This is a genomic window from Actinoalloteichus hoggarensis (assembly GCF_002234535.1).
Lineage (GTDB): Bacteria > Actinomycetota > Actinomycetes > Mycobacteriales > Pseudonocardiaceae > Actinoalloteichus_A > Actinoalloteichus_A hoggarensis.
Genome location: NZ_CP022521.1, coordinates 1,589,148 through 1,611,626, shown reverse-complemented (window position 1 = coordinate 1,611,626; position 22,479 = coordinate 1,589,148). Strand labels below are relative to the sequence as shown.

Genomic DNA, 22,479 nt, shown 5'->3' with positions numbered 1-22,479 from the left:
GTCTTCGCGTGTTCATCGCGACTCGGCGGCCGTCAGGCCGGATCGGACGGCCTCACGTCGGGCCAGACGGCGTCACGTCAGCTCAGACGGCGTCGCACCAGCTCAGACGACGTCGCACCAGGTCAGACGACGTCGCGGCGTAGCGGCCGAGCGATCGCCGCCGCGGTGGCGATCAGGAGGTAGCCGAGCAGCAGCAGTGCGGCGGCGGGCGCGGAGAGCATGCGTATCCCCGTGCCTGCGATGTCCGCGGCCTGCTCGGCGAGCAGGGTGAAGCCGAGCAGCGACGACGTCGCCCCGCCGGGCAGGTAGGGGTAGGCCACGCCGGCACCGGGAACGAACAGCAGCAGGTTCTCCACCGCGTAGAACCAGATTCCCACGACCGCGAGGGCGACGATCTGGTTGTCGACCAGCGCGCCGACGGCGACACCCAGCACGGCGAAGACCGCCATCGCCACGACGATCCGCAGCCCGGACCCGACCAGTTCCGCCGACGACAGGCCCGGTTCGACGCCGTGCAACGCCGCTCCCGCGGCAAGGCCGCCCACCGCCGTGGCGGCGACGAGTGCTCCGTAGCACAGCCCCGCCACGGCGTGGACGACGATCTTCGCGACGAGCACCCTCCAGCGCCGAGGCGCGAAGAGGAATGTCGTCGTGATCGTCCGGTGTCGGTGCTCCGATCCCATGGCGGTGGTGCCGAAGAGAGCGGGAACGAAGGTGGTGAGCCCGGCGAGGCCGAGTAGGACCCGCGCGCCCTCGGCGGTGTCGAGCCCCGGCAGGGGCGGGGTGGCGTTCTGCGGGCCGATGACGGCGATCAGTCCGGTCAGGCCGCCGCAGGCCAGGGCGGCGAGGACGGCCCAGATCCAGAGCCGGGTGGAGGTGATTCGATGGAACTCCGCGTGCAACAGGCCGATCATCGGCTCGACTCCTTGTCGGAGGTCAGTCGGAGGAACACCTCTTCGAGGCCCTCCTGCCTGCTGGTCAGCTCGTGGACGCGCAGCCCGTGCGCGGCGACGAGGTCGGCGAGCGCCGCCGCGTCGAGTCCGTCGATGTGCAACCGGTCCGATCCGACGGGTCGCACGCTGATCGGGGAGCCGCGCTCGCCGGACTGGGCACCGAGGACACGGGCGAGGTCGTCGGCGTCGGGGGTGCGCACGACCAGGGTGTCGGCGGCCGAGGTGAGCTCGGCGGTCGGCGCGTCGGCCACGAGCCTGCCCGCCTTGACGACCACGACGCGGTCGGCCAGCGCCGCGACCTCGGCGAGGACGTGGCTGGAGACCAGGACGGTGCGGCCCTCGTCGGCCAGTCCCCGGAGCAGCCCGCGTAACCAGGCGGCGCCGGCGGGGTCGAGCCCGTTGCCCGGTTCGTCGAGCAGGAGGACGCGCGGATCGCCGAGGAGCGCGACGGCGAGGTTGAGGCGTTGCCGCATCCCGGTGGAGTAGCCGCGGGCGGGCCGATCGGCCACGGCGGTCAGTTGGAGCAGGTCCAGCACCTCGGACACGCGGGCACGTGAGTGGCCGCCCATGGCGCAGTAGAGGCGTAGATGATCGCGGCCCGTCCGGGTCGGGTGCAGTCCCGAGGAGTCCAGAACGGCGCCCACCGTCGACGTCGGCCGCGGTAGTTCCTCGTACCGCCGCCCGCCGATGAGCGCGTGACCGGCGTCGGGACGCACGAGCCCGAGCATCATGCGCATCGTCGTGGTCTTGCCCGCCCCGTTGGGACCGAGGAAGCCGGTCACCATGCCCGCGTCGACGCGGAAGCCGAGGTCGGCCACGGCGGTGACGGGACCGAAACGCTTGGTCAGGCCGGTGACCTCGATCGAGCCGTCGTCGCGAGGCCGTCCTGTGCCGGGAGAGGGCGGCGAGACGCCCGCCGGGGAACGTGTCATGAGGTCTCCTGCTCTCGAGGACGCCGGGCGGCGGACCGGAGCCGGGCGACATCCGCCCGACCGCCTTAGCGGCATCTGTTGTAGATTATGTATAACAGATAGCATGACGGGGTGCAGCTCACCATCGACCTCGACAGCGAGGTGCCGATCTATCAGCAGATCCGGGATCGAGTCGTGGAGGCCGTGGCCGTGGGCGACCTCGTCGAAGGCGACTCGCTGCCCTCCACTCGGCAGCTGGCCGCCGACCTGCTGATCAATTTCCACACGGTGAACAAGGCCTACGACCTGCTCCGCAAGGAGGGGGTCATCCGTGTCAACCGCAAGAGCGGTGCCGTCGTGCGGCGTGACGGCCGCTCGGGCCCGCCGGAGGCCTCGATCACCGAGGAGTGGCAGCGACGCCTGCGGACCCTGCTCGCCGAGGGAGTGGTCCACGGCCTGACCGACGACGACGTGCTCGCCCGGTCGGCCGAAGTGCTCGCGGCCTTCGACAACCGACGGGAGAACCCCACACCATGACCGCGCACACCCTGCTGACGTCGCTGCACGTCCTGCTCATCACCGGGGTCTTCTGGTCGATGCCCGCCCTGGCCAGACCGACGCTGCCCTTCGGCATCCGCGTGCCCTCGGCACGGTCCACCGATCCGGCGCTCCTCGCGGTGCGTCGTCGCTTCCAACGCCGGGTCCTGCTGGCGGGCGGACTGGCCATGCTCGTCCTCCTGCTCGCCATCCCGGCAGGGGCGACCGTGCCGGGATGGGCACTCGCCGCCCTGGGAATCGCCGATCTCGTCCTCTACCTGCTCGCCTCACGCGGCGTCCGAGGGATCAAACGAGGCGCCGGGTGGTACGAGGGCCTGCGGCAGGCCGTCACGACCGACACCACCCTGCGCACCGATCCGGTTCCGTTTCCCCTTCGCTGGCTGATCCCCGCGCTGCTGCTCGTGGCCGGCACCGCCGCGCTCGGCGTCTGGCGTTATCCCGCGCTGCCACCGACCCTGCTGGAAATGGGCACGCTCGGCGCGGACCCGGCACACCGGACACCCACCTCGACGTGGAGCGCGTTCCTGCCTGTGCTGACCCAGGCGGGCGCCACCCTGGTGACGGCGTCGCTGACCCTGCTGATCCTGCGGGCACGGCCTGAACTCGACGCCGAACGGCCCGCCGACTCCGCACGACGGTTCCGGGTGTATCTCAGCGGTGTGAGCAGGCTGCTGCTGTTCACGGTGACGTGCCTGAATCTCGCGCTGCTGGTCGCAGCGTGCGTCGTCTGGGAGCTGCTGTCCCCGGGCGCACCCGCGATCGTGCTCATCGCCGCCTCGGTGATCCTCGCCGTCGGCGCGTGGGTGCTGTTCATGATCCGAGTCGGCGAACTGGGCGGCAGGCTGCCCGGTAGCGCGAGCGGCGAAGCGGACCCCGACGCCTCGGCGGACTCCGGGCTCGTCCAACGCGATGACGACCGGCACTGGTTCCTCGGCGGCATGGTCTATGTGAACCGGCGCGATCCGGCGTTGCTCGTGCACCGAAGGGTCGGCGTCTACTGGACGCTCAACCTCGGCCATCCGGGCGCCTGGACGATCCTGGCCCTGATCGTGGTGGTCGCCGGGACGCTCGGTTGGCTGAGCGCCGCAGGCGTGATCACCCTGCCGGTTCGGGGTTGAGCCGTGTCTCCGTACCTCCGACGTCCCGCCGCCCGCGCCGAGAACCGAGCGGAGCACTCAGCCGTCCTGCTCCTCCACCCCGACGGCGCGGGACTTCTTCCACCGGGCGTCCTGCTGCGCGAACGCGCCCCACAACAGGTTCAGCGGGTGATCCTCCGGGTGCGCCGCACGCTCACCCCGACGGGCGAACAGCCCCGCCAAGACCTGCAGTCCCGGTGCGATGTCGTCGATCAGCCCGATCGTCCGCAGCCCACGACCCTCCGGCAGCCTGCCCTGCTCCGCAGCCTCACCGATCCCCCTGGTGACCAGCATCGCACCTCGGCTCAGCTCCGAACGCAGCAGCTCGAATCCGTAGTGCACGGTGTCGATCTCGGCCGAGATGTCCAGCGTCGCCCGGTAGTCCGGGCCGAACCAGCCGTGCAGGAAGTCCGTGATCAACCCGCTGACCGGTGCCACCAGGGGCAGGGTGGGCAGTTCGCTCGTCCGCAGTGTCGGCCCCGGCAGCACGGCGGACGGCAGATTGGTCACCAACGACAACCCGCTGCGTCGCCATTCCATGACGTCGTAGTCGGCCAGCTCGTCGATATCGTCGGTCCTGGTCACCACGCTGCCGCATACCAGGTCGACCTGCTTCGCCCTGAGTCTGCCGAACAGATCACCGGAGCGGACGTGCACGACCTTGAGCTCGACGCCACGTCGGTCGAACTCCGCCGAGACGTACTGCCCCGCGTCGGCGAGGTAGCGCAGGGTGAAACGAGTGGTGGCCACCGTCAGGGTTCCGCCGAGCCTGCGTCTGCACTCGTGAATCTCGTCGAGCCAGCCGCCGAGCGTTCGCCGGGCCAGCTCCACCAGAGCCTCGCCGGTGTCGGTGAACAGCACGTCCTTGCCGCGCCCCTGCTTGAGCACCAGCGGCTCGCCACACAGGGTGCTGAAGTTGCGGTTGAGGGTGTCGAGCTGCTTCTGCACGCTGGACTGCTCGCGACCGAGCGTCCTGGCGGCGCCGAGCGCCGTGCCCGCCTCCCGGACGGCGAGCAGCGTGCGGAGCTGGTCCATCGTGGTGTCGAGCAGCGGAAGCGGCGACTGCAGGAGTCGACTCCTGCCGCTCGCCGAGGAGATTCTGAGTGGACTGTTCGTGGACATGCTTCCTTCCCGTCCTCCAAGCCGTGCCGCCGACGACCAACGAATCGTAGTAGAGGGAACTGATCTCGACTACGCACAAAATTTTCTCCAGATCAGATCGACCATCCGGCGAATGCGAAGCGATGCGCTGTGTAACATCTGTCCCGCTCCCCCTACCGGGTTCGGTACCCGCCGGCCGCGAGCCCGGTCCGCTAATCGGGCCGGAATACCACACTGCCGAGGTCGTTCGGACCAGAAAGGACGAAATCCAGCCTCGATCGCACCAGCCCGTCCACCGAGGCGACCTTGTTCGAATCATTCGAACTGTTCGAACCGTTCGAATGACGACGGCAGCGGACGCGGCCCATTCTTCGTCGGACGCCGTCGACCCGCCGGGCCCGTCGCCCCGCCGTCCTACTCCAGACCGGAGCACCGCCGGGCTTCACCGGACCACGTCGTCCTTGGTCACGCCCCCGCGCTGCCCGGACCACACCGCTGCTCGAACCACAGGGAGAGACCACCCCCGATGAAGCGACCTCAGCCTGGTCCGTGCCCTCGGCCTGCGACCTTGCCTGTTCACGCGCCGAAGGCCGCGGCCGGGCCGCCGGTGACGGTCCCGGTCACCGTGCCCGACCACGCGGTGCCGATCCATTCCGGCGGCGACATCACCGCCGCCGCCGCCGGCGTCGGACCGACGATCGACGAATCGGCGGAAACCCGGTCCCCGGTCGAGGAAATGTCGGCTTCGGGAATACCGCAACCGTCGGATCGTCATCCGGAAATGAGATGTTCGGCGCGTGGCCGGGCACGCCTAATGTGTGGTTCCCCGCAGCGGCGTCTTCGCTGGAGAGACCGGCCGCGCACGGGTTGGCGGCGCCGACCGACTTCATGATCAAGATCTCGGTACCGCTCTGCGCATTTCCGACCCCACTGTTCGCCGGGGAATATCCGATATCCACGCTCGGCACGTCGAACATGGTCGCATTGTTCGCCGCCGTCGTTTCGGCTGCCCGTCGCGGACCGCCTGCGAACAACCGATATGCGAAAGCCGCCGAGGCGGCGCGCCGCCGGATCGGCGCGCACTGAACTCGGCACCCGACGCCTGCGCGAGGGGTCAGGCGACGGGTGCCGTCTCCCGTGTCGACCAGGGGGCGACACGGGAGGAGGCCGTTCCCTCGCTCGGGGCGACGAGCGGCTCCGGTGTCGACACCGGAGCCGCGCCGCGGCACTGAGCGAGGGAACCGTCTCCGCTCTGCGTTAACCTGCTGTGGTCGGCGGTGGTGACGACCCTCTTCCGCAAACTGACCGTACGTCTCCCCAAGAGGCAGGACGGGTGAAGGAGCTGCCCCATGACCCTCGCTCTGCGTTACACGGCCCGCAGTGACCGGGGGCTGGTCCGCTCGAACAACGAGGACTCCGTGTACGCGGGCCCTCGGCTGCTCGCGGTGGCCGACGGCATGGGCGGCCATGTGGGCGGCGAGATCGCGAGCCGGGTCGTCATCGCCTCGGTGACCCCGCTCGACGACGCCGATCCCGCCGAGAACCTGCTCGCCGTGCTGCACGACGCTGCCGTCGACGGCAACACCGCCATCGCCTCCACCGTCGAGGAGGAGCCCGAACTCGCCGGGATGGGGACCACGCTCACCGCCCTGCTCTTCGCCGATGACAAGGTGGGCCTGCTCAACGTCGGCGACTCGCGCGCGTACCTGCTGCGGGACGACGAACTCGTCCAGATCACCCATGACGACACCTTCGTCCAGTCCCTCGTCGACGCCGGACGTATCACCATCGCCGAGGCCGAGGTCCACCCCAAGCGCTCGCTCGTGCTGCGGGCGCTCACCGGCGACGAGGTCGTGGAGACCACCACCGAGCTGCGCGACGTCCGACCGGGCGACCGTTATCTGCTGTGCTCCGACGGACTCACCGATGTGCTGAATCACGCGGCACTGACCGTCGAACTGCGCGTCGGGGACCACGAGACCTGCGCCGACCGACTCATCGAGGCGGCGCTGGCGGGCGGCGGGCCGGACAACGTGACGGTGATCGTCGCGGACGTCGTGGAGGTCCCTACGGCGTCGGAGGTCCCTGCCGCCTCAGAGGAGGGCACCGCCTCGGAGAGCCGGGCCGCCGATTCGGCCGCCGGGCCGGGTGCGGCCGCATCGAGCGAACAGGACGTGGACTCCGCCGCGGAGACGGCTCCTGGTTCGCCCGGGGTGGAGCCGGCCGGGGATGCGGCGAGCGGTCCCGCCCTCTCGGCGTGGTTCACCGAGGCAGGCAGGCCGGATCCCGCCGTGGAGGCCGTAGAGGCCGTAGAGGCCGTGGAGGCCGTGGAGGCCGTGGAGGCCGTAGAGGCCGTGGAGGCCGTGGAAGCCGTAGAGGCCGAGAGAGCGAAGTTCGAGGAGCCGACGGCGGCGAGCCGTCCGGAGGCGCGGAAAGTCGACCAGGACGGTGTGACCGCGACCGGCGAGGCACACGAGGCCGATGTCGAAGCCGCCGTCCCGGCGGCGGAGACGTCCAGGACGCAGGCAACGGCGGAGACGCCCGAGGCATCAGCGGAGCCGAGGGCTGCCGAGGACCCCGAGACCGACACGGCGGGCGCCGAGGCCGCAGGCATCGGGCGGGCGACGGCGGCGGAGGAGGGCCGGTCCTCACCGGCTGAACAGCCCGCCGTCGACGGACGGCGGCAGCCGCGTTCGGCGCGATCGCTGCTGGTCGGCGCGGCCGTGATCGGCGTCGGCGCCGTGGCGACGATTGCCGTGCGGCGCAGATTCGGCCGCTAGACCGGCGCCGCCCCCGCTCCCCCCACGTCGGAGCAGACTCGAGGCGCGGAACTCGCGACGGGCGCGAAAGACGCCGCTCACCACCGTCGGGTGGGAATGATCCCGCTGTCCGAGCCGGACGGCGCCCGGTGTCGGTGAGAGCAGCGACGCCTCCCGACACCGGACCGCTGGTCCGCCGTCCGTCTCAGTCCGTCGGCTCCCCGCACACCGCCGTCGTCGACGCCGGTTCCACCCGGACGATCGTGCCGCGTTGCAGTTCGGCGGGGAATCGCCGTTCGTTGCGGTCGATCTTGGCGTTCGCGGCGTCGAGGAGGTCGATGCCGCAGGAGTCGGCGAAGCGCAGCAGGTAGAGCAGCACGTCGGCAGCCTCGTCGGCGAGCCGATCGCGCAGCGGTCCCTCGGCCAGCGCGGTCGGGATGTCCGCCGGATCGAGCCATTGGATCTCCGAGACCAGTTCCCCGACCTCGCCGGTCAACGCCAGCGCGAGGTTCTTCGGAGTGTGGAACTCCTGCCAGCCCCGTGCCTCGACGAAGGCCGCCTGCCGCGCGCGCAGCGCGCTGAACTCGTCCATGGCCTCCAGACCGTAGGCGCCCGACCGGGCGGACGACGACGCGGGCGACAGCCCGAGGGCGCCGCCCGCGTCATCTCCCCGTGAACCTCCCGAACCGCCGGGCAGCCCCGCAACCCGGCAGGTCCGGCAGGCCCGAGGAATCGACGGCCCGGGAGCCGGGGCTCAGGCGATGTCCTGCCAGAAGTCGAGCCGGTGTGTCGCGACGTAGTCGACCGGTGCGATTCCCCCGTCACCGGGGGCCAGCGAGAGGACGTCGTCGGTCTCGTTGAACGGCGCCCACTCGGGCAGGTCCGCTCCGTTGGGGTCGCCCGTCCTGGCGAAGTTCGTCCAGTAGGCGATCATCTGATCGGACAGCATGCGCTGCGGCGGGGTGAGCTGTTCGGCGAACTCCTCGGTGCGGAACAGGTAGCTCGTCTCGGCGCTGTGGAAGGCGCCGGAGGGGAAGTCCTCCGGGAAGGGGATCTCGCTCGGGGCGTCGGCGTCGGCGAACTCGTAGGCGTAGGTCGGGACCTCGGCGGCGAACATGCCGTTGTGCCGATACGTCGACAGCGCCCACATGCGATCGGTCATCACCGCCGCGAAGGCGAGGCTCGGCGAGTCGTAGTCGGACAGCGGATACTCTGCCGCCACCCGGGCCGCGTCGTCGCCGAAGGCCTCCGCGAGCAGTTCCGGATATTCCTGCGCCGTCACCGGCTGCCCGATCAGGTCGCGGAACGTGCCCACGAAGGTGCGGTGTTCGTCGCGGGTCGCGCCGGAGAGCACCGGCACGTCCGCGAACTCGCCCGCGGACAGCAGGTCGGCCGGCACACCGGGGAGCACGTCGTTGCCGTAGGCCATCTGCTGGAACATGTTCATCACCTGCGGGTAGTCGAGCAGAGTCTCGACCGGCAGCGCCCGCAGACACTCCAGCGCGGTCTCCGGATCGGCGCAGCCCAGTTCGCCTGCCAGCATCGCGCCGACCGCCTCGGTCTCCGCCGAACTCGTCCAGCCGAACCAGGGCAGGGCGGGCACGCCGGGGAAGACGGCGCCTGCGGGCGCGTCCATCAGCGGGAATCCGCTCTGGAGGATCGCCCGGTGGAACAGGCCGCGGGAGGCGGGGGAGGCCAGGTGGGCGCTGGTGGCGGTGGCCCCGTAGGAGACGCCGAACAGGGTGACGTTGTCGGGGTCGCCGCCGAAGGCCGCCGCGTTGCGCCGTACCCATTCGAGGGCGGCCCGCTGGTCTTGGAGCCCGAAGGTGCCCGAGTCCGCGAGGCCGGGCAGCCCGAAGCCGCCGAAGAGGCCGAGCCGGTAGTTCAGCGTCACGACCACCACGTCGCCGTCCACGGCGAGCCGGGTGCCGTCGAACAGGTCGCCGGAGCCCACGGCGCCGTCGCCGTGCAGCCAGACCATGACGGGCCGGGGCTCCCCGTCGCCCAGGGGCGTGGTCACGTTGACGAAGAGGCAGTCCTCATCGGTGCTGCCCGTGTCGGCGTAGGACGCGCCGACCTGCGGACACGGCGAGCCGGGAGTGGTGGCGTCGCGCACGTCGGACCAGGCGGGGGCGGGGCGCGGCGGGGCCCAGCGACCCACTCCGGTCGGCGCCGCGGCATACGGGATGCCGAAGAACGACCGGTGGTCGTCGGCGACCACGCCGCGGACCGACCCGCTGTCGGTGGTGACGAGGTCGTCGCTCATCGGGGCCTCCTGGCCGACGTCGATGGTCTGTGTCCCGCAGCCTGCGAGCAGGACGGCGCCCGCCGCCACCGCGGCCCATCGGTTCACTCGCGGGCGCATCAGGGATTCCCCCGAGTGGCGAGGTCGATCATGGTCGTCAACTCCTGTCGAATAACGTCGAGTTCGTCGGGTTCGTGGTCGCGTAGCCGGGAGAGCACCCCGTCGCGCAGGGCGAGGACGAACACCGCCATCGCGTCGGGATCGAACTCGCGGAACTCGCCTCGCCGGATGCCCTGGCGCAGCAGTTCGGCGAGGCCCTTGTGGTCGGACTCGACCAGTTCGGCGAAGGCCTGGTTGGGCGAGTCGGTGATGTCGGCGTCGGCCTGGATGCGTCGCAGGGCACGCATCGCGGCGCGGTTGCCCGCAGAGAAGTCGATCTGCGCGGTGAGGAACGCCCGCAGTTGCGCGGCGGCGGTCTCGTGCTCGTCGAGACGCGCCACGACGAAGGCGCCGAAGCGGCCGAGCACGTCGCGGACGACCTCGGTGAGCAGTTCCGCGCGGTCGGCGAAGTGGTACGAGATCAGCCCGGTGCTGCTCAGCCCCGCCCGCGCCGCGATCTGGCGATAGGTCGCCTTCGAGCAGCCCAGCTCCGCGATGGCCTCGATCGCGGCGGACACGATCTGCGCCCGTCTGGCGCGCTCGGTCACCGTCAGCTCAGTCGAACCAACTCTTGCTTGCATGAGCTGAAGTTAGCACAGGTGAGCAAATCGCGCGGACCCGGGCACGTCGCCGAGCTCCGCCGCTCGGCGTCGCACCCGACGTAGCGCACCCGGACTCCGCGTGCTTGGACTCCGTGCGCTTGAACTTCGTGCGCTCGGACTCCCTGCGCCCGAGCCTGCGTGCCCGAACGCCGCCGTCGCTCCGGACTCGCGGACGGACTCGGACCGACCACGGCCCTGCTCACGGCGCCCGCCGGGGCCGCAGCCCCCGGATCTGACGGTCCGGCGACGTACCATCCCGCGCGTGACCAGCGAACCAGCCGACGACCGACGGCTGACCGACCTCGTGCGACTGCGCCGTGTCCGCGACCGGATCGACCGGGAGTACGCCCGCCCACTGGACGTCGAGGCGCTCGCCAGGGGCGCGCACATGTCGGCGGGTCACCTCAGCAGGCAGTTCCGGCTCGCCTACGGGGAATCGCCCTACGGCTACCTCATGACCCGACGCATCGAGCGCGCCATGGCACTGCTGCGACGCGGCGACCGCAGCGTCACCGAGGTCTGCTTCGAGGTCGGCTGCCAGTCGCTCGGCACCTTCAGCACGCGGTTCACCGAACTGGTCGGCGTGTCGCCCGGCGCCTATCGGCTCCGCGCGGCACGCGAGACGGCGGGGATGCCGACCTGCGTGGTGCGGCAGGTGACACGGCCGATCAGGAATCGAGAAGCACGCTCATCAAGCCACACCTAGCCTGACCACCATGAACGTCACGATTCACTCCAGTTTCCTCCCGCATGACGACGCGGAGGCCGCGCTGGGCTTCTACCGCGATCTTCTCGGCTTCGAGCTGCGCGACGACGTCGGTTACGAGGGCATGCGCTGGCTGACGGTCGGTCCCGCCGGGCAGCCCGACACAGCCATCGTGCTGACACCGCCCGCGGCCGATCCGGCCGTGACCGATCAGGAACGCCGCATGATCACCGAGATGATGGCCAAGGGCACCTACGCGGGTGTCCTGCTGGGCACGGACGATCTCGACACGACCTTCGCGCGGCTCCAGGCGCACGACGCCGACATCGTCCAAGAGCCGACCGAGCAGCCCTACGGCGTCCGAGACTGTGCCGTCCGCGACCCCGCGGGCAATCTGATTCGCATTCAACAGCTGCGCTGAGGAGCCGACGAGCACGGCCGGGCACCACCCGGTCTGATCGGCAGACATGGAGAAGGAGACCCGATGAGTCCAGCCGAGAAGACGGCTGCGCGATCCACCGCACCACACGTCGCCGACACCCACGAACTGATCCGGGTGCACGGCGCGCGCGAGAACAACCTCGCCGACGTCAGCGTGGAGATCCCCAAGCGCAGGCTCACGGTGTTCACCGGGGTGTCCGGCTCCGGCAAGAGCTCGCTGGTGTTCAACACGATCGCCGCCGAGTCGCAGCGCATGATCAACGAGACCTACAGCGCCTTCGTGCAGGGCTTCATGCCGACGCTGGCCCGCCCGGACGTCGACGTCCTCGAGGGCCTGACGACCGCGATCATCGTGGATCAGCAGCGCATGGGCGCCGATCCTCGCTCGACGGTCGGCACGGCCACCGACACGGGCGCGATGCTGCGCATCCTGTTCAGCAGGATCGGACGGCCGCACATCGGCTCGCCGCAGGCCTTCTCCTTCAACGTGGCCTCGATCAGCGGCGCGGGAGCGGTGTCCTTCGAGCGGGGCGGACGAACCGTGAAGGAGCGTCGAGACTTCGCCGTGCTGGGCGGGATGTGTCCGCGCTGCGAGGGCCGGGGCACGGTGTCCGACATCGATCTCACCCAGCTCTACGACGACTCCAAGTCGATCGCCGAGGGCGCGTTCACCATCCCCGGCTGGAAGTCGGACAGCTGGTGGACGGTGCGGACCTACGCCGAGTCGGGCCTGCTCGACCCGAACAAGCCGATCCGCGAGTACACGAAGCGGGAACTGGACGACTTCCTCTACCGCGAGCCGACCAAGGTGAAGGTCGAGGGCACGAACCTCACCTTCGAAGGCCTGATCTCCAAGATCCAGAAGTCCTTCCTGTCGAAGGACAAGGAGGCGATGCAGCCGCACATCAGGGCGTTCGTGGAGCGTGCGGTCACCTTCACCACATGCCCGGAGTGCGACGGCACTCGGCTCACCGCCACCGCCCGGTCGTCGAAGATCAAGGGCGTCGACATCGCCGAGCTGTGCGCGATGCAGATCGACGACCTGGCGGCCTGGGTCCGCGACCTCGACGAGCCCTCGGTGGCTCCGTTGGTGGAGACGCTGCGGGACACGCTCGACTCGTTCGTGGAGATCGGCCTCGGCTATCTCTCCCTCGACCGCCCTGCGGGCACGCTGTCGGGCGGCGAGTCGCAGCGGGTGAAGATGATCCGACACCTCGGCTCGTCGCTGACCGACGTCACCTACGTGTTCGACGAACCCACCATCGGCCTGCATCCGCATGACATCCAGCGGATGAACGGACTGCTGCTCCGGCTGCGCGACAAGGGCAACACGGTGCTCGTCGTGGAGCACAAGCCGGAGACGATCGCCATCGCCGATCACGTCGTCGACCTCGGGCCGGGCGCGGGCACGGCAGGCGGCACGATCTGCTTCGAGGGCTCGGTCGAAGGGCTGCGGGCAAGCGGCACCGTCACCGGCCGTCATCTCGACGACCGGGCGGCGCTGAAGACGTCGGTGCGGACGCCGACCGGAGTCCTGGAGGTGCGGGGCGCGTCGACGAACAACCTGCGTGACGTCGACGTGGACATCCCCCTGGGCACGCTGGTGGTCCTCACGGGTGTCGCGGGCTCCGGCAAGAGCTCGCTGGTACACGGCTCGCTGCCCCGCCATGCCGGGCCGGCCGGAGCCGAGGTGGTGTCGATCGACCAGAGCCCGATCAAGGGCTCTCGGCGCAGCAATCCCGCGACCTACACGAGCCTGCTCGACCCGATCCGCAAGGCGTTCGCCAAGGCCAACGGCGTCACACCGGCATTGTTCAGCGCGAACTCCGAGGGCGCCTGCCCGAACTGCAACGGCGCGGGCGTGATCTACCTGGATCTGGGCATCATGGCGGGCGTCGCCACCACCTGCGAGGAGTGCGGCGGGAAGCGGTTCCAGGCCTCGGTGCTGGAGTATCACCTCGGCGGGCGGGACATCAGCGAGGTCCTCGCGATGCCGGTCACCGAGGCCGAGCGGTTCTTCGGTTCCGGCGAGGCGGCCGTCCCCGCCGCGCATCGTGTCCTGACCCGGCTGGTCGACGTCGGACTCGGCTACCTGCGGCTCGGTCAGCCGCTCACCACGCTGTCCGGCGGCGAGCGGCAGCGACTCAAGCTGGCCACCCGGCTGACGGAGAAGGGCGGCGTCTACGTCTTGGACGAGCCGACCACCGGCCTGCACCTCGCCGACGTCGAACAGCTGCTCGCCCTGCTGGACCGGCTCGTCGACTCCGGCAAGTCGGTCATCGTCATCGAGCATCATCAGGCGGTCATGGCGCACGCCGACTGGATCATCGACCTCGGTCCCGGCGCGGGTCACGACGGCGGCCGGATCGTCTTCGAGGGCACGCCCGCCGACCTCGTCGCGAGCCGTTCGACCCTCACCGGGGAGCACCTCGCGGCATACGTGGGCGGCTGAGCCGGGGCGTGCGTCCGGTGGTATGACGTGGCCGGGCGGCCCTTCCGTTCGGCTGCCTGCCACGTCCGGCTCCCCGGCGCACCGCCCGCAGGCTGTGGCGCTTCGCCTCGCAGGGTCGTGGTTATGCTGACTCGGTGCCCCCGCGTGCCGACCGAGGACCCGTCCTACGGGCGGATGCCGCGCGCAATCGCGCTCGGGTGCTGCGGATCGCTCGAGAGCAGCTCGCCGCCGGGGACGACTCCCTCCAGTTGAACACCATCGCCCGGCTCGCGGGCGTGGGTGTGGGCACCGTCTACCGCCATTTCCCGGATCGGCACGCGTTGATGGAGGCCCTCTCGGCGGAGCGGTTCGACGAGCTGGTCGCCGAGGCGCGGGCCGCCGCGGGCGAACCGGATGCCGTGGCGGGCCTGCATCGGCTGTTGCGCTCCACCCTGGCCTGCCTCCTGGCGGATCCTCGGCTGGCCGCCGTCTTGAAGTCCGCCGATGACGCCGAGGTCCGGACCTCGGCGATGAAGGCGGAGCTGGACGAGGTGGTCGCGGGGCTCCTCGAGCGCGCCTGCCGTGCGGGCGCTGTCCGGGCCGACGTCGGGGCGGACGACCTGCGCAGGCTGCTGTGCGGCGTCGAACACGCCGTCCGGGCGGGTGACGGCGATGCTCGTCGTGCCCAGCTCTATCTCGACGTCCTCGTCGTCGGTCTGCGGCCCGCGGGCTGACGCGGACTCCGGCGTTCCCAGCGGGGTCTGGCGCCGCCGCGGGCGGACCACATCGTTCCGCTCCGCCCGCCGCGCCGATCCGGCCGCCACGCTCGGCTCGGCCCACCGCCCTCGGCGTTCGGCGGCCGCCCGCCGCCCGCCGCCCGCACCAGAAGCGGATAGTCATCCGATCGTGCTACCGTCGACGGCCGAAACCGGATGAACATCCGGATAAGCATGCGGCGAGAGGACGGCCCCCATGACCAGACGGGCAGTGGTGACGGCGGGCACCGGAGGAATCGGCCTGGAGACCGCGGTCGGGTTGGCGAGGACCGGTCTCGCCGTCACCGTGGTCGGCCGCGACGCCGAGCGCGGCGCCCGCGCGCTGGACCGGATCGGCGCGGTCGCCACCGAAGCCGCGCCCATGTTCGTGGCGGCCGACCTCTCCTCACTCGACGACGTACGGTCGCTCGCCGACCGGCTCGCGGCCGAGGGGCCGCTGACGCTGCTGGTCAACAACATCGGCGGGATGTTCGCGGAACACGGCCGGACCGTCGACGGCATCGAGAAGAGCTTCGTCCTCAATCACCTCTCCTCGTATCTGCTCACCGAGCTGCTGCTGGAATCGTTGAGCGCGGCGGAATCCAGTCGGATCGTGAACATCAGCTCCGGCGCGGTGCGGGCCGCGAAAGCCGTCTTCGACGCCGCCGAGCCGCCGGGCCGGTATTACGGCTTTCACTGGTACGGCCGGGGGAAGCTCGCCAACCTCGCCTACACCTGGGAGCTGGCCGAGCGGCTCGGCGACACCGGAATCGCGGTGTTCGCCGCCGACCCCGGCGGCGCGGCCACCGACATGACCGACGGCACGATGCGCTCACCCCGCATCGTCTCCCCGGCCTTACGCCTGGTGTGGCCCGTGGTCGATCGCGTCTTCCGGCGGTCCACCTCCCGGCCCGCGTCGTCGGCCGCCCGTTCGCCGATCTTCGCCGCCACCGATGCGTCGCTCGCCGGTCGGACCGGCCTGCTCATCGGCCCCGAATCCCGCCCGGTCACCCCCTTGCGCAGCAGCACCGACCCGCGCACGATCGGCGACGTCCGCAGGCTCAGCAGGACGTTGGCGCCGCTCTAGCCGCCGAGCGACGATGGCGCCCGCCGGCGGTGTCCCCCGAGAGAGCTACCCGCAGGTGTCCACCCGACGGTGACGATTTCCGCGCCCGTCGTCCGTACCGTTCCTCCCATCAGCACCGGCGGTGGGCGGACTTCACCGGAGGACCGCGTGGCTCGCCTTGTTCGCCGACGATTCTTCTTTCTCGGGAGTGGCTTTCGATGATCCGCACTGGCAGGGCGTCCGCTCTGATCGCGTTGTTCGCCGTGGCGGGGGTGGGACTGGCCGGTTGCGGAGACGCCACGTCCGAGGACGCGGCGCCGAGCACCGAGGCCTCGGCGCCCTCGGAGACCTCGACGCAGACCGAGGGAACGGGCGACGTGCGGCAGATCGACGTCGACGGCAGCGCGGTGACCGTGTCGTGCTCGGGCGGCGAGGCCGACGGCAGGCCGGTCGTCGTCCTGCTCCACGGCGGCGGACACTCACTGGACACGATGGCCGACCTGCAGGCGAGCGTCGCCGAGACGGAGCGGGTCTGCTCCTATGATCGGCTCGGCGCGGGCGCCAGCGACGCACCGACCGAACCGCAGACCATCGAGAGCAGCGGCGCCGTCCTGACCGCCGTGCTCGACGAGGTCGCGGGTGACACGCCCGTCGTGCTGGCCGGACATTCGCTGGGCGGGCTGCTCGCCGCCAGGTACGCGCCCGATCATCAGGATCGGGTCGCCGGACTCGTCCTGATGGACGCCACCTCGCCGAGCCAGGCGGCCGACCTCGCCAGGGACGTCCCCGAGTCGGCCACCGGACCGGCCGCCGATCTCCGCGAACAGACCTTGGCCGTCATCGACGGCGAGAACCCGGAGATGCTCGCGTTCCCCGACGCCGACGTCCGGTCCGCCGGGGACATCCCGGTGGAGGTCGTCCAGCACGGGGTTCCATACCTGGCGGAGGTGCCCGAGTACGGGGCGGCCATGGAGCAGGCCTGGGCCGAGGGGCAGGAGAAGTGGCTCGCCGTCTCCAGCGACAGCACGCTGATCACGGCCGAGAACAGCGGGCACGAGATCTATCTCGACGAGCCCGAGGTCGCCGTCGAGTCGATCCTGCGAGTGGTCGACGCCGCCGCGCAGCGCTGAGAAGCACACGGAGAATCCGCACGAGAGCGGAGATCCGCACCGGACGGGGGATGCGGACGGCGGCGCCGGGCTCGACTCGGCGCCGCCGTCCCCGTCGTCGTGCCGGAGGCGCCGGAGCCGGGTGCCGCGCGCGGTCGGTCGGATGCCGCCGTCGCCCGGCCCGCAGGGGGCCGCCTGCCCGGCAGACCGCTTCCATGCCGGCCTGCCGTGGGAGTCGGGCACGCGACGGCCGAGCGGCGCACGACGACTGCGGCCGGAGATCCGCCCGACGTGTGCGAACCCGGTGCCGGGCGCCGGTGCCGTGTGTCAGGCGACCATGCCGTGCCGGTAGGCGTACACGACCGCCTGGACACGATCTCGAAGGCCGAGTTTGGCGAGAATGCGGGAGACGAAGGTCTTGACGGTCTCCTGGCTGATCACCAGCCTGGCCGCGACCTCGCCGTTGGAGAGACCGTCGGCGATCAGCCGCAGGACCTCCTGTTCGCGAGGCGTCAAGGGAATGTCGGGCGAGGTGCCGTCGAGCGGTCGGATGCGCGCGGCGTAGCGGCCGACGAGCTGCCGCGTCACCTCCGGGTCCAGCAGCGCCGCGCCCGTCGCCACGGTGCGGATGCCGTGCAGCAGTTGGGCGGGCGGCGCGTCCTTGAGCAGGAAGCCGCTCGCCCCGCAACGCAACGCCTCGTAGACGTACTCGTCGAGGTTGAACGTCGTCACCACGAGCACCTTGACCGGCCGGGCGACCCCCGCCCCGGCCAGCAGGCGGGTGGCCTGGATGCCGTCGAGCACCGGCATGCGCACGTCCATCACGACGACGTCGGGCCGCAGTCGCCGCGCGAGTGCGACGCCGTCCTGGCCGTTGTCGCACTCGCCGACGATCTCCAGGTCGGGCTGGGCGTCGATGATCGTCACGAGCCCGGTGCGGATCAGCGCCTGGTCGTCGCAGACCAGCACCCGGATCGGCGTCGTCACGTCGCACGCTCGAACGGGATGCGGGCCAGCACCCGGAAGCCGCCGTCGGACTGGGGTTCCGCGCTGAAGTCGCCGCCGAGGGCGTCGACCCGGTCGCGGAGACCTGCCAAGCCTCGTCCGCTGCCACCGGGATTCGCGGCGCTACCGCCGGAACCGTCCGTGCCGACCTCCACCGTGATCTCCCCTTCTCCGTGACGCAGCCCGACGGAGATGCGGCTGCCATGGTCGTGTTTGAGGGCGTTGGTCAGGGCTTCCTGCACGACCCGGTAGGCCACCAGGTCGGCGCCGCCTGCCGAGACGGGTGGCGTGCCCTGTTCGCTGAACTCCACCGGCTGCCCCGCGCGCCGGGTCTGCTCCACGAGCGCGCGAACGCGCCCGACGGCCGGTGTCTCGGCCGACGACCCGTGATCCGGGTTGAGCACGTCGAGCAGGTGGCGCAGCTCGGTGATGGCCCGGCGGCCGGTATCGGTGACGGTGGTCAGCGTCTCGTCGAGCCGGTCCGGCGCGGCCGTCAGATATCGCGCCGCCTCGGCCTGCACGACCATCGCGGTGACATGGTGGGTCACGACGTCGTGGAGTTCGCGGGCGAGCCGGGCGCGTTCGGCGTTACGGGTCTCCTCGGCGACGAGGCGGCGGCGTTCGGCCTCCATGGCACGCATCGAGCGCAGCCACGCCCCGATGCCCCAGACGAAGGCGACCGCCAGGTAGAACGTCACGAAGCCGACCACGGTCTCACCCGTGCCGAGCTGGGAGAGCACGATCGCCAACGGCACGTACGCCGCCGAGAACAGCAGCGCGGCCAGGCGCCGGCGGTGTTCCAGGTGGGCGCCCGCGCTGAGCACCGCGATGGCGAACGCGGTGCCGCCGAGCGTGTGATAACCGCCGAGCTGGTCGACGGCGAAACCCGCCGAGGCCAGGCCGAGGCACCAGGCGGGCCACCGTCGTCGGACGGCCAGCGGCAGACACTGCAAGGCGATCGCCACGACGGCCGGCGCGTCGAACGGGCGATCGGGCATGCCGCCGAGCTGCGTTCCGTGGTGGTGGAACGCGGGCACGAAGGAGCAGCTGAGGATGAGCAGTGCGGCTGGGAGGTCTCGGATCGAGACGTCAACCGTTCGCCAGAAGTCCCTCACTTCCCGACGGTTGATCACGGAGGGGAGTGTAGAGGGTGAGATCATCCGTCCGGGTGAGCGTGCGGGGGTGGGCCGGGCAGTGCGGCGGGGCCGACCATCGGGCGGCGGGGTACGGGCTGACGGGCCGGGCGTCAGAACACGCACGGAGGAGATCTTGCCCGGGGTGCCTGCGGAGTCGTCGGCTGCGCGGACTGACAGGCGATCGTCTGGGAGGAGCCCGACGCGCCTCGGTGGACCCCCGGCAACGGCTGTGCGTCCGCCGAGTCGGCACCGTGGGCGTCCATCTGGTCGACGCCGCGGGCCTGACCGCCGTCACCATGACCGCCCGGTGCGGCGCGGTCTTCCACCTCGGCGACGCACTCGAACAGCTCCCGCCGGGCACGGTCGCCCCTGCACCCGCTGCCTGCTCACCTCGTCATCGATCTCACGCGGCGGACGACGTCCTCCCGTGTCGTCGCGCCGATCCGCCACCCTCCGGTGACACTGCTCCGCATCCGACCTCGGCGGGCAGGCGTCGGGGCCCGGCGGCCTTCGAGGCTGCGTGGAACGGGGTCGGCAGCACACGGGCACGGGCCGACCCGATCCGACTTGCCAGATGCGTAAGTTTTGGCTTACATATCTCCCCGTGGATCGATTCGAGGCACTCGGCGAGCCCCATCGGCGGCGGATCGTCGAACTCGTCGCCGACCGGGCCCGCAACGCGGGCGAGATCGCCACGCACTTCACGATCAGCAGACCCGCCGTCTCCCAGCACCTCCGGGTGCTGACCGAGACCGGCGTGCTCGCCGTCACCGTCCACGGGAGGCAACGGGTCTACTCGCTCGACCCGACCGCGTTCGAGGAGGTCGAGAACTGGTTGGACGCACAGCGAGAACGTTGGGCGCGGGCGCTCGACTCGTTGGAGGAAGCCATGGAAGCAGCACACCGACCCTCTGGAGAGACCGACACATGACCACTCGACACGCCTCCCGGCGCGGCACGCTCGGCGTCACGGAGGACGGCCGCTTCCGCGTCCACCTCGAACGACGACTCCCCTACACCCCCGCCCTGGTCTGGGAGTGGATCGCCGACCCGGGCCGGCTGGCCCGCTGGCTGCCCGGCAGCCGGATCGACGCGACCGTCGGCGGCGAGGTGCGCTTCGACTTCGGCGAGGAGGGCACCGCCACCGGCACGGTCCTGGAGGCCGTCCCGCCCGGCGCCGACGGCCGCCTCACTCACACCTGGGTCTGGGCCGGCGTGCCGGAGTCGACGGTGCGCTGGACGGTGACGGCAGGCGACGCGGGCGAGGGCAGCGTGCTCACCGTCGTCCACAGCGAGGTGCTCCGCGAACCCGCCGCCGACTTCGCGGCAGGCTGGCACGTCATGCTCGACGCACTGGAGCTGATCATGGCGGGCGACCCCGCCGACGCGGCATGGGGCGCCATGGAGGAGATCGCGGGGCTTTACCCGTCGAGTTGACCGTGCGACGGTAGATCATCGGCGGCGTCTCCGGATTCGCCGGTGGGGGCACGCCGCCCAGGCTGTCGGCCCGCGCCGGGCGCTTCCCCGGGTGCGCTCGGCGCCGTCGAATCCAGGCACCTGGCGCGCTGCTCGACGCACCGGGAGTCCGGGGCGTCGGGGTGCACGACGTGGTGCACGACGTGGTGCACCAGCCGACGAGTCCACCGGTCGGTTCGACGGCGCGGCGTCGGTGTCGGCCAGAAGTCCGGTTCGCGGACAGGCGAGGCGCCTGTCCAGAGAGATCTGAGGTGTCGCGGTGCGGGTACTGGTGTACGGGGCGGGCGGAATCGGTCTGTACTTCGCGGCGCGTCTGTCCCTCGCGGGCGTCTCGGTCACTCTCAAGGGCCGCACCGCCACCGTCGCCGCCGTCCGGCGCACGCCGATCACGATCCGCCACGGATCGGACGTCGCCGTGGCGCCCGCCGTGCGGGTCGTCGACCACCTCGAATCCGAGGAGAGCTTCGACGCGGTGATCCTGGCCGTCAAGGCCTGGCAGGTCGAGGAAGCGGCCCGTGAGACCGCGCCCGTGCTGGCCTCGGGAGGCCGGCTGATCACGACGCAGAACGGCGTCGACTCGCCCGCGCACGCCGGAGCCCACGTCGGCGAGGACAACGTCATCGCGGGCACCTGCGTGGTCATCGCCCGACGACTGGACGCCTCCACCGTCGAGTATGTCGGCTCGGACGCGACCATGACCCTCGGCTACCTCGCAGGCGGCGAGGCAGACGAGCCCGCGCGGAAGACCATCGCCGCCCTCGCCCAGGCGGGGATCACGGCGGACTGGACGGGGGACATCCGACGGGCACTGTGGAAGAAGCTGGCCCTGATCTCCTCCTACGGCGGCGTCGGCGCGATCAGCGGCGTCACCGTAGGCGAGACCCGTGCCGTGCCGGAGACCCGCGAACTGGTGACGACGGCGATACGCGAGGCCTTCGCCGTGGCGGACAGCCTCGGCGTGGCGCTGACGGACACCGATCTCGACGACGTCCTGCACACCTACCTGCACGTGTTCTCCCCGGAGACCACGGCGTCCATGCAGCGCGACCTCGCGGCGGGCCTGCCCTCGGAACTGGCCGACCAGAACGGCGCGGTGGTTCGACACGGCAGGGAACAGGGCGTGGCGACGCCGGTCCAGGCGACCATCTACGCCAGCCAGCTTCCTCGCGAGACGGCGGCGCGGGAGCGCGGAAGCGGGTCGTGATCACCGGCCCCGGTCGACAACCGCGCCCCCGCCCCGTCACCCGAGCCGCACCCGGTGCCCAGCCGCTCGTCACCCCTGATCGGTCGGCCAGACGAAGCCGCGCCCCGGTGGGATCGTCGACCCACAGCAGTGCGCCGCGGGGGTGACGGTGAGGCCGAGCCGGGTGATCTCGGGGCGGCCGTGGCGATTCCATCGGTCGACGAGTTCGAGATGCCCGGTCCACGGGGCGCGCGGCCCGTGCTCGATGACATCGGCGGTCCGGCCGTCGGAGCGGGCGGTGACGCGGGCCCAGGAACCGGAGGGCATGTCCGAAGAGGTGGTGATCGCCGTCCTCGCGATGGAGGACGATCTTCACCACGTCGGGAAGCGCGATCGACACGAGGAAGTCGACAGGGGCTTCGTCGACGTCGGAGGCGAAGCGGTCGAGCCTACCGAGGTGGTCGAATCGGCCGCGCGTAGCCGTGGTGAGGAGATCGCGACTGGTCGGCGCGATGTGATCGACGGCGGGACGAAGGTGCATGAAGGCCGCGTGGTCCAGGACTCGGCCGGTGGCGCCGCACCGACCGTCGACGCGGAGCAACGCCAGACCGAGACCGAGATCGGCGAGGATCAGGCCACCCGGCCGAACCTGATCGAGCCAGACCGGGGGGACACGATTCAGTCCGCAGGCGGTGATGGGCCGGTCGAAGGCGGGTGATCCGGTGCGCCTGCCGACCCGTCCCCACA

General features: G+C 71.1%; 23 protein-coding genes. 14 read left to right on the top strand and 9 right to left on the bottom strand.

The genetic code is table 11. The annotated features are described in order from the left end of the window. Nucleotides 1-122: 122 nt before the first annotated feature. Complete coding sequence (locus tag AHOG_RS07220; RefSeq protein WP_093940654.1) at nt 123-914, bottom strand: ABC transporter permease; 792 nt, start codon at nt 912-914, stop codon at nt 123-125. After that, nucleotides 911-1,885, bottom strand: a complete 975-nt coding sequence (locus AHOG_RS07215) for an ABC transporter ATP-binding protein (RefSeq protein ID WP_093940653.1) — start codon at nt 1,883-1,885, stop codon at nt 911-913. The genes AHOG_RS07220 and AHOG_RS07215 overlap by 4 nt, the downstream gene beginning before the upstream one ends. Nucleotides 1,886-1,996: 111 nt before the next feature. On the opposite strand from AHOG_RS07215, the gene AHOG_RS07210 reads away from it, so the two are divergent. Then, the gene (locus tag AHOG_RS07210) at nt 1,997-2,401 is read left to right on the top strand and encodes a GntR family transcriptional regulator (RefSeq protein WP_093940652.1); all 405 of its coding nucleotides are present in this window, start codon (nt 1,997-1,999) and stop codon (nt 2,399-2,401) included. After that, nucleotides 2,398-3,540, top strand: a complete 1,143-nt coding sequence (locus AHOG_RS07205) for a DUF1648 domain-containing protein (RefSeq protein ID WP_093940651.1) — start codon at nt 2,398-2,400, stop codon at nt 3,538-3,540. Before AHOG_RS07210 ends, AHOG_RS07205 begins: the two co-directional genes overlap by 4 nt. Before the next feature lie 57 nt (nt 3,541-3,597). Here the strand turns inward: AHOG_RS07205 and AHOG_RS07200 are convergent, their stop codons facing one another. Then, nucleotides 3,598-4,680, bottom strand: coding sequence for a LysR family transcriptional regulator (locus AHOG_RS07200; RefSeq protein WP_093940650.1), 1,083 nt, complete (start codon nt 4,678-4,680; stop codon nt 3,598-3,600). Nucleotides 4,681-5,445: 765 nt separating this feature from the next. On the opposite strand from AHOG_RS07200, the gene AHOG_RS28380 reads away from it, so the two are divergent. Together AHOG_RS28380 and AHOG_RS29285 are read left to right on the top strand one after the other, a co-directional pair. Further along, the gene (locus AHOG_RS28380; RefSeq protein WP_157736696.1) at nt 5,446-5,745 is read left to right on the top strand and encodes a hypothetical protein; all 300 of its coding nucleotides are present in this window, start codon (nt 5,446-5,448) and stop codon (nt 5,743-5,745) included. Between the two features lie 263 nt (nt 5,746-6,008). Further along, nucleotides 6,009-7,439 (top strand): protein phosphatase 2C domain-containing protein, encoded by a 1,431-nt coding sequence (locus AHOG_RS29285; protein ID WP_093940649.1) that lies wholly within the window; start codon nt 6,009-6,011, stop codon nt 7,437-7,439. A 184-nt stretch (nt 7,440-7,623) separates the two neighbouring features. Here the strand turns inward: AHOG_RS29285 and AHOG_RS07190 are convergent, their stop codons facing one another. The 3 genes from AHOG_RS07190 to AHOG_RS07180 all read right to left on the bottom strand — a co-directional run bounded on the left by AHOG_RS07190 (nt 7,624) and on the right by AHOG_RS07180 (nt 10,403). Further along, nucleotides 7,624-8,010, bottom strand: a complete 387-nt coding sequence (locus tag AHOG_RS07190; RefSeq protein WP_093940648.1) for a nucleotide pyrophosphohydrolase — start codon at nt 8,008-8,010, stop codon at nt 7,624-7,626. Nucleotides 8,011-8,172: 162 nt separating this feature from the next. Continuing rightward, the gene (locus AHOG_RS07185; RefSeq protein ID WP_311770138.1) at nt 8,173-9,783 is read right to left on the bottom strand and encodes a carboxylesterase/lipase family protein; all 1,611 of its coding nucleotides are present in this window, start codon (nt 9,781-9,783) and stop codon (nt 8,173-8,175) included. Then, complete coding sequence (locus AHOG_RS07180; RefSeq protein ID WP_093940647.1) at nt 9,783-10,403, bottom strand: TetR/AcrR family transcriptional regulator; 621 nt, start codon at nt 10,401-10,403, stop codon at nt 9,783-9,785. Before AHOG_RS07180 ends, AHOG_RS07185 begins: the two co-directional genes overlap by 1 nt. Nucleotides 10,404-10,686: 283 nt before the next feature. Here AHOG_RS07180 and AHOG_RS07175 point away from each other — a divergent pair, with 283 nt between their 5' ends. The 6 genes from AHOG_RS07175 (at nt 10,687) to AHOG_RS07150 (ending at nt 16,953) form a co-directional block, all read left to right on the top strand. After that, complete coding sequence (locus tag AHOG_RS07175) at nt 10,687-11,130, top strand: helix-turn-helix transcriptional regulator (RefSeq protein WP_093940646.1); 444 nt, start codon at nt 10,687-10,689, stop codon at nt 11,128-11,130. Between the two features lie 10 nt (nt 11,131-11,140). Further along, on the top strand, nt 11,141-11,551 hold the full coding sequence (locus tag AHOG_RS07170) for a VOC family protein (RefSeq protein WP_093940645.1): 411 nt from the start codon (nt 11,141-11,143) through the stop codon (nt 11,549-11,551). A 63-nt stretch (nt 11,552-11,614) separates the two neighbouring features. Beyond that, nucleotides 11,615-14,023 (top strand): ATP-binding cassette domain-containing protein, encoded by a 2,409-nt coding sequence (locus tag AHOG_RS07165; protein ID WP_093940644.1) that lies wholly within the window; start codon nt 11,615-11,617, stop codon nt 14,021-14,023. Between the two features lie 134 nt (nt 14,024-14,157). Continuing rightward, nucleotides 14,158-14,736, top strand: a complete 579-nt coding sequence (locus tag AHOG_RS07160; protein ID WP_211290549.1) for a TetR/AcrR family transcriptional regulator — start codon at nt 14,158-14,160, stop codon at nt 14,734-14,736. 238 nt (nt 14,737-14,974) lie between these two features. Further along, on the top strand, nt 14,975-15,844 hold the full coding sequence (locus tag AHOG_RS07155) for an SDR family NAD(P)-dependent oxidoreductase (RefSeq protein ID WP_093940642.1): 870 nt from the start codon (nt 14,975-14,977) through the stop codon (nt 15,842-15,844). 197 nt (nt 15,845-16,041) lie between these two features. After that, nucleotides 16,042-16,953, top strand: a complete 912-nt coding sequence (locus AHOG_RS07150; RefSeq protein WP_093940641.1) for an alpha/beta fold hydrolase — start codon at nt 16,042-16,044, stop codon at nt 16,951-16,953. Nucleotides 16,954-17,259: 306 nt separating this feature from the next. Here the strand turns inward: AHOG_RS07150 and AHOG_RS07145 are convergent, their stop codons facing one another. Further along, a complete protein-coding gene (locus AHOG_RS07145; RefSeq protein WP_093940640.1) occupies nt 17,260-17,919 on the bottom strand; it encodes a response regulator in 660 nt (219 codons plus the stop codon). After that, nucleotides 17,916-19,070, bottom strand: a complete 1,155-nt coding sequence (locus tag AHOG_RS07140; protein ID WP_245856611.1) for a sensor histidine kinase — start codon at nt 19,068-19,070, stop codon at nt 17,916-17,918. Before AHOG_RS07140 ends, AHOG_RS07145 begins: the two co-directional genes overlap by 4 nt. Nucleotides 19,071-19,647: 577 nt before the next feature. On the opposite strand from AHOG_RS07140, the gene AHOG_RS07135 reads away from it, so the two are divergent. The 3 genes from AHOG_RS07135 to AHOG_RS07125 all read left to right on the top strand — a co-directional run bounded on the left by AHOG_RS07135 (nt 19,648) and on the right by AHOG_RS07125 (nt 21,753). After that, complete coding sequence (locus AHOG_RS07135; RefSeq protein ID WP_211290548.1) at nt 19,648-20,004, top strand: ArsR/SmtB family transcription factor; 357 nt, start codon at nt 19,648-19,650, stop codon at nt 20,002-20,004. After that, a complete protein-coding gene (locus tag AHOG_RS07130) occupies nt 20,001-20,510 on the top strand; it encodes an SRPBCC domain-containing protein (RefSeq protein ID WP_093940637.1) in 510 nt (169 codons plus the stop codon). The genes AHOG_RS07135 and AHOG_RS07130 overlap by 4 nt, the downstream gene beginning before the upstream one ends. Before the next feature lie 298 nt (nt 20,511-20,808). Further along, nucleotides 20,809-21,753, top strand: coding sequence for a ketopantoate reductase family protein (locus AHOG_RS07125; RefSeq protein WP_093940636.1), 945 nt, complete (start codon nt 20,809-20,811; stop codon nt 21,751-21,753). A 69-nt stretch (nt 21,754-21,822) separates the two neighbouring features. On the opposite strand, the gene AHOG_RS07120 is transcribed toward AHOG_RS07125, so the two are convergent. After that, a complete protein-coding gene (locus AHOG_RS07120; protein WP_093940635.1) occupies nt 21,823-22,059 on the bottom strand; it encodes a hypothetical protein in 237 nt (78 codons plus the stop codon). Between AHOG_RS07120 and AHOG_RS29830 the strand changes: the two genes are divergently transcribed. Next, nucleotides 22,058-22,450 carry a hypothetical protein gene (locus AHOG_RS29830; RefSeq protein ID WP_157736695.1) on the top strand — a complete coding sequence of 131 codons (393 nt, stop codon included), beginning with the start codon at nt 22,058-22,060 and terminating at the stop codon, nt 22,448-22,450. The two genes, AHOG_RS07120 and AHOG_RS29830, sit on opposite strands and share 2 nt — an antisense overlap. The last annotated feature ends 29 nt before the right edge of the window (nt 22,451-22,479 follow it).

What these genes read in the sequence shown, in the direction of transcription:
- AHOG_RS07220 (WP_093940654.1), bottom strand. Translation starts at nt 914, where the DNA reads ATGATCGGCCTGTTGCACGCGGAGTTCCATCGAATCACCTCCACCCGG.
- AHOG_RS07215 (WP_093940653.1), bottom strand. Translation starts at nt 1,885, where the DNA reads ATGACACGTTCCCCGGCGGGCGTCTCGCCGCCCTCTCCCGGCACAGGA.
- AHOG_RS07205 (WP_093940651.1), top strand. Translation starts at nt 2,398, where the DNA reads ATGACCGCGCACACCCTGCTGACGTCGCTGCACGTCCTGCTCATCACC.
- AHOG_RS07200 (WP_093940650.1), bottom strand. Translation starts at nt 4,680, where the DNA reads ATGTCCACGAACAGTCCACTCAGAATCTCCTCGGCGAGCGGCAGGAGT.
- AHOG_RS28380 (WP_157736696.1), top strand. Translation starts at nt 5,446, where the DNA reads ATGTTCGGCGCGTGGCCGGGCACGCCTAATGTGTGGTTCCCCGCAGCG.
- AHOG_RS29285 (WP_093940649.1), top strand. Translation starts at nt 6,009, where the DNA reads ATGACCCTCGCTCTGCGTTACACGGCCCGCAGTGACCGGGGGCTGGTC.
- AHOG_RS07190 (WP_093940648.1), bottom strand. Translation starts at nt 8,010, where the DNA reads ATGGACGAGTTCAGCGCGCTGCGCGCGCGGCAGGCGGCCTTCGTCGAG.
- AHOG_RS07185 (WP_311770138.1), bottom strand. Translation starts at nt 9,783, where the DNA reads ATGCGCCCGCGAGTGAACCGATGGGCCGCGGTGGCGGCGGGCGCCGTC.
- AHOG_RS07180 (WP_093940647.1), bottom strand. Translation starts at nt 10,403, where the DNA reads ATGCAAGCAAGAGTTGGTTCGACTGAGCTGACGGTGACCGAGCGCGCC.
- AHOG_RS07170 (WP_093940645.1), top strand. Translation starts at nt 11,141, where the DNA reads ATGAACGTCACGATTCACTCCAGTTTCCTCCCGCATGACGACGCGGAG.
- AHOG_RS07165 (WP_093940644.1), top strand. Translation starts at nt 11,615, where the DNA reads ATGAGTCCAGCCGAGAAGACGGCTGCGCGATCCACCGCACCACACGTC.
- AHOG_RS07155 (WP_093940642.1), top strand. Translation starts at nt 14,975, where the DNA reads ATGACCAGACGGGCAGTGGTGACGGCGGGCACCGGAGGAATCGGCCTG.
- AHOG_RS07150 (WP_093940641.1), top strand. Translation starts at nt 16,042, where the DNA reads ATGATCCGCACTGGCAGGGCGTCCGCTCTGATCGCGTTGTTCGCCGTG.
- AHOG_RS07135 (WP_211290548.1), top strand. Translation starts at nt 19,648, where the DNA reads ATGCGTAAGTTTTGGCTTACATATCTCCCCGTGGATCGATTCGAGGCA.
- AHOG_RS07130 (WP_093940637.1), top strand. Translation starts at nt 20,001, where the DNA reads ATGACCACTCGACACGCCTCCCGGCGCGGCACGCTCGGCGTCACGGAG.
- AHOG_RS29830 (WP_157736695.1), top strand. Translation starts at nt 22,058, where the DNA reads ATGTCCGAAGAGGTGGTGATCGCCGTCCTCGCGATGGAGGACGATCTT.
- AHOG_RS07120 (WP_093940635.1), bottom strand. Translation starts at nt 22,059, where the DNA reads ATGCCCTCCGGTTCCTGGGCCCGCGTCACCGCCCGCTCCGACGGCCGG.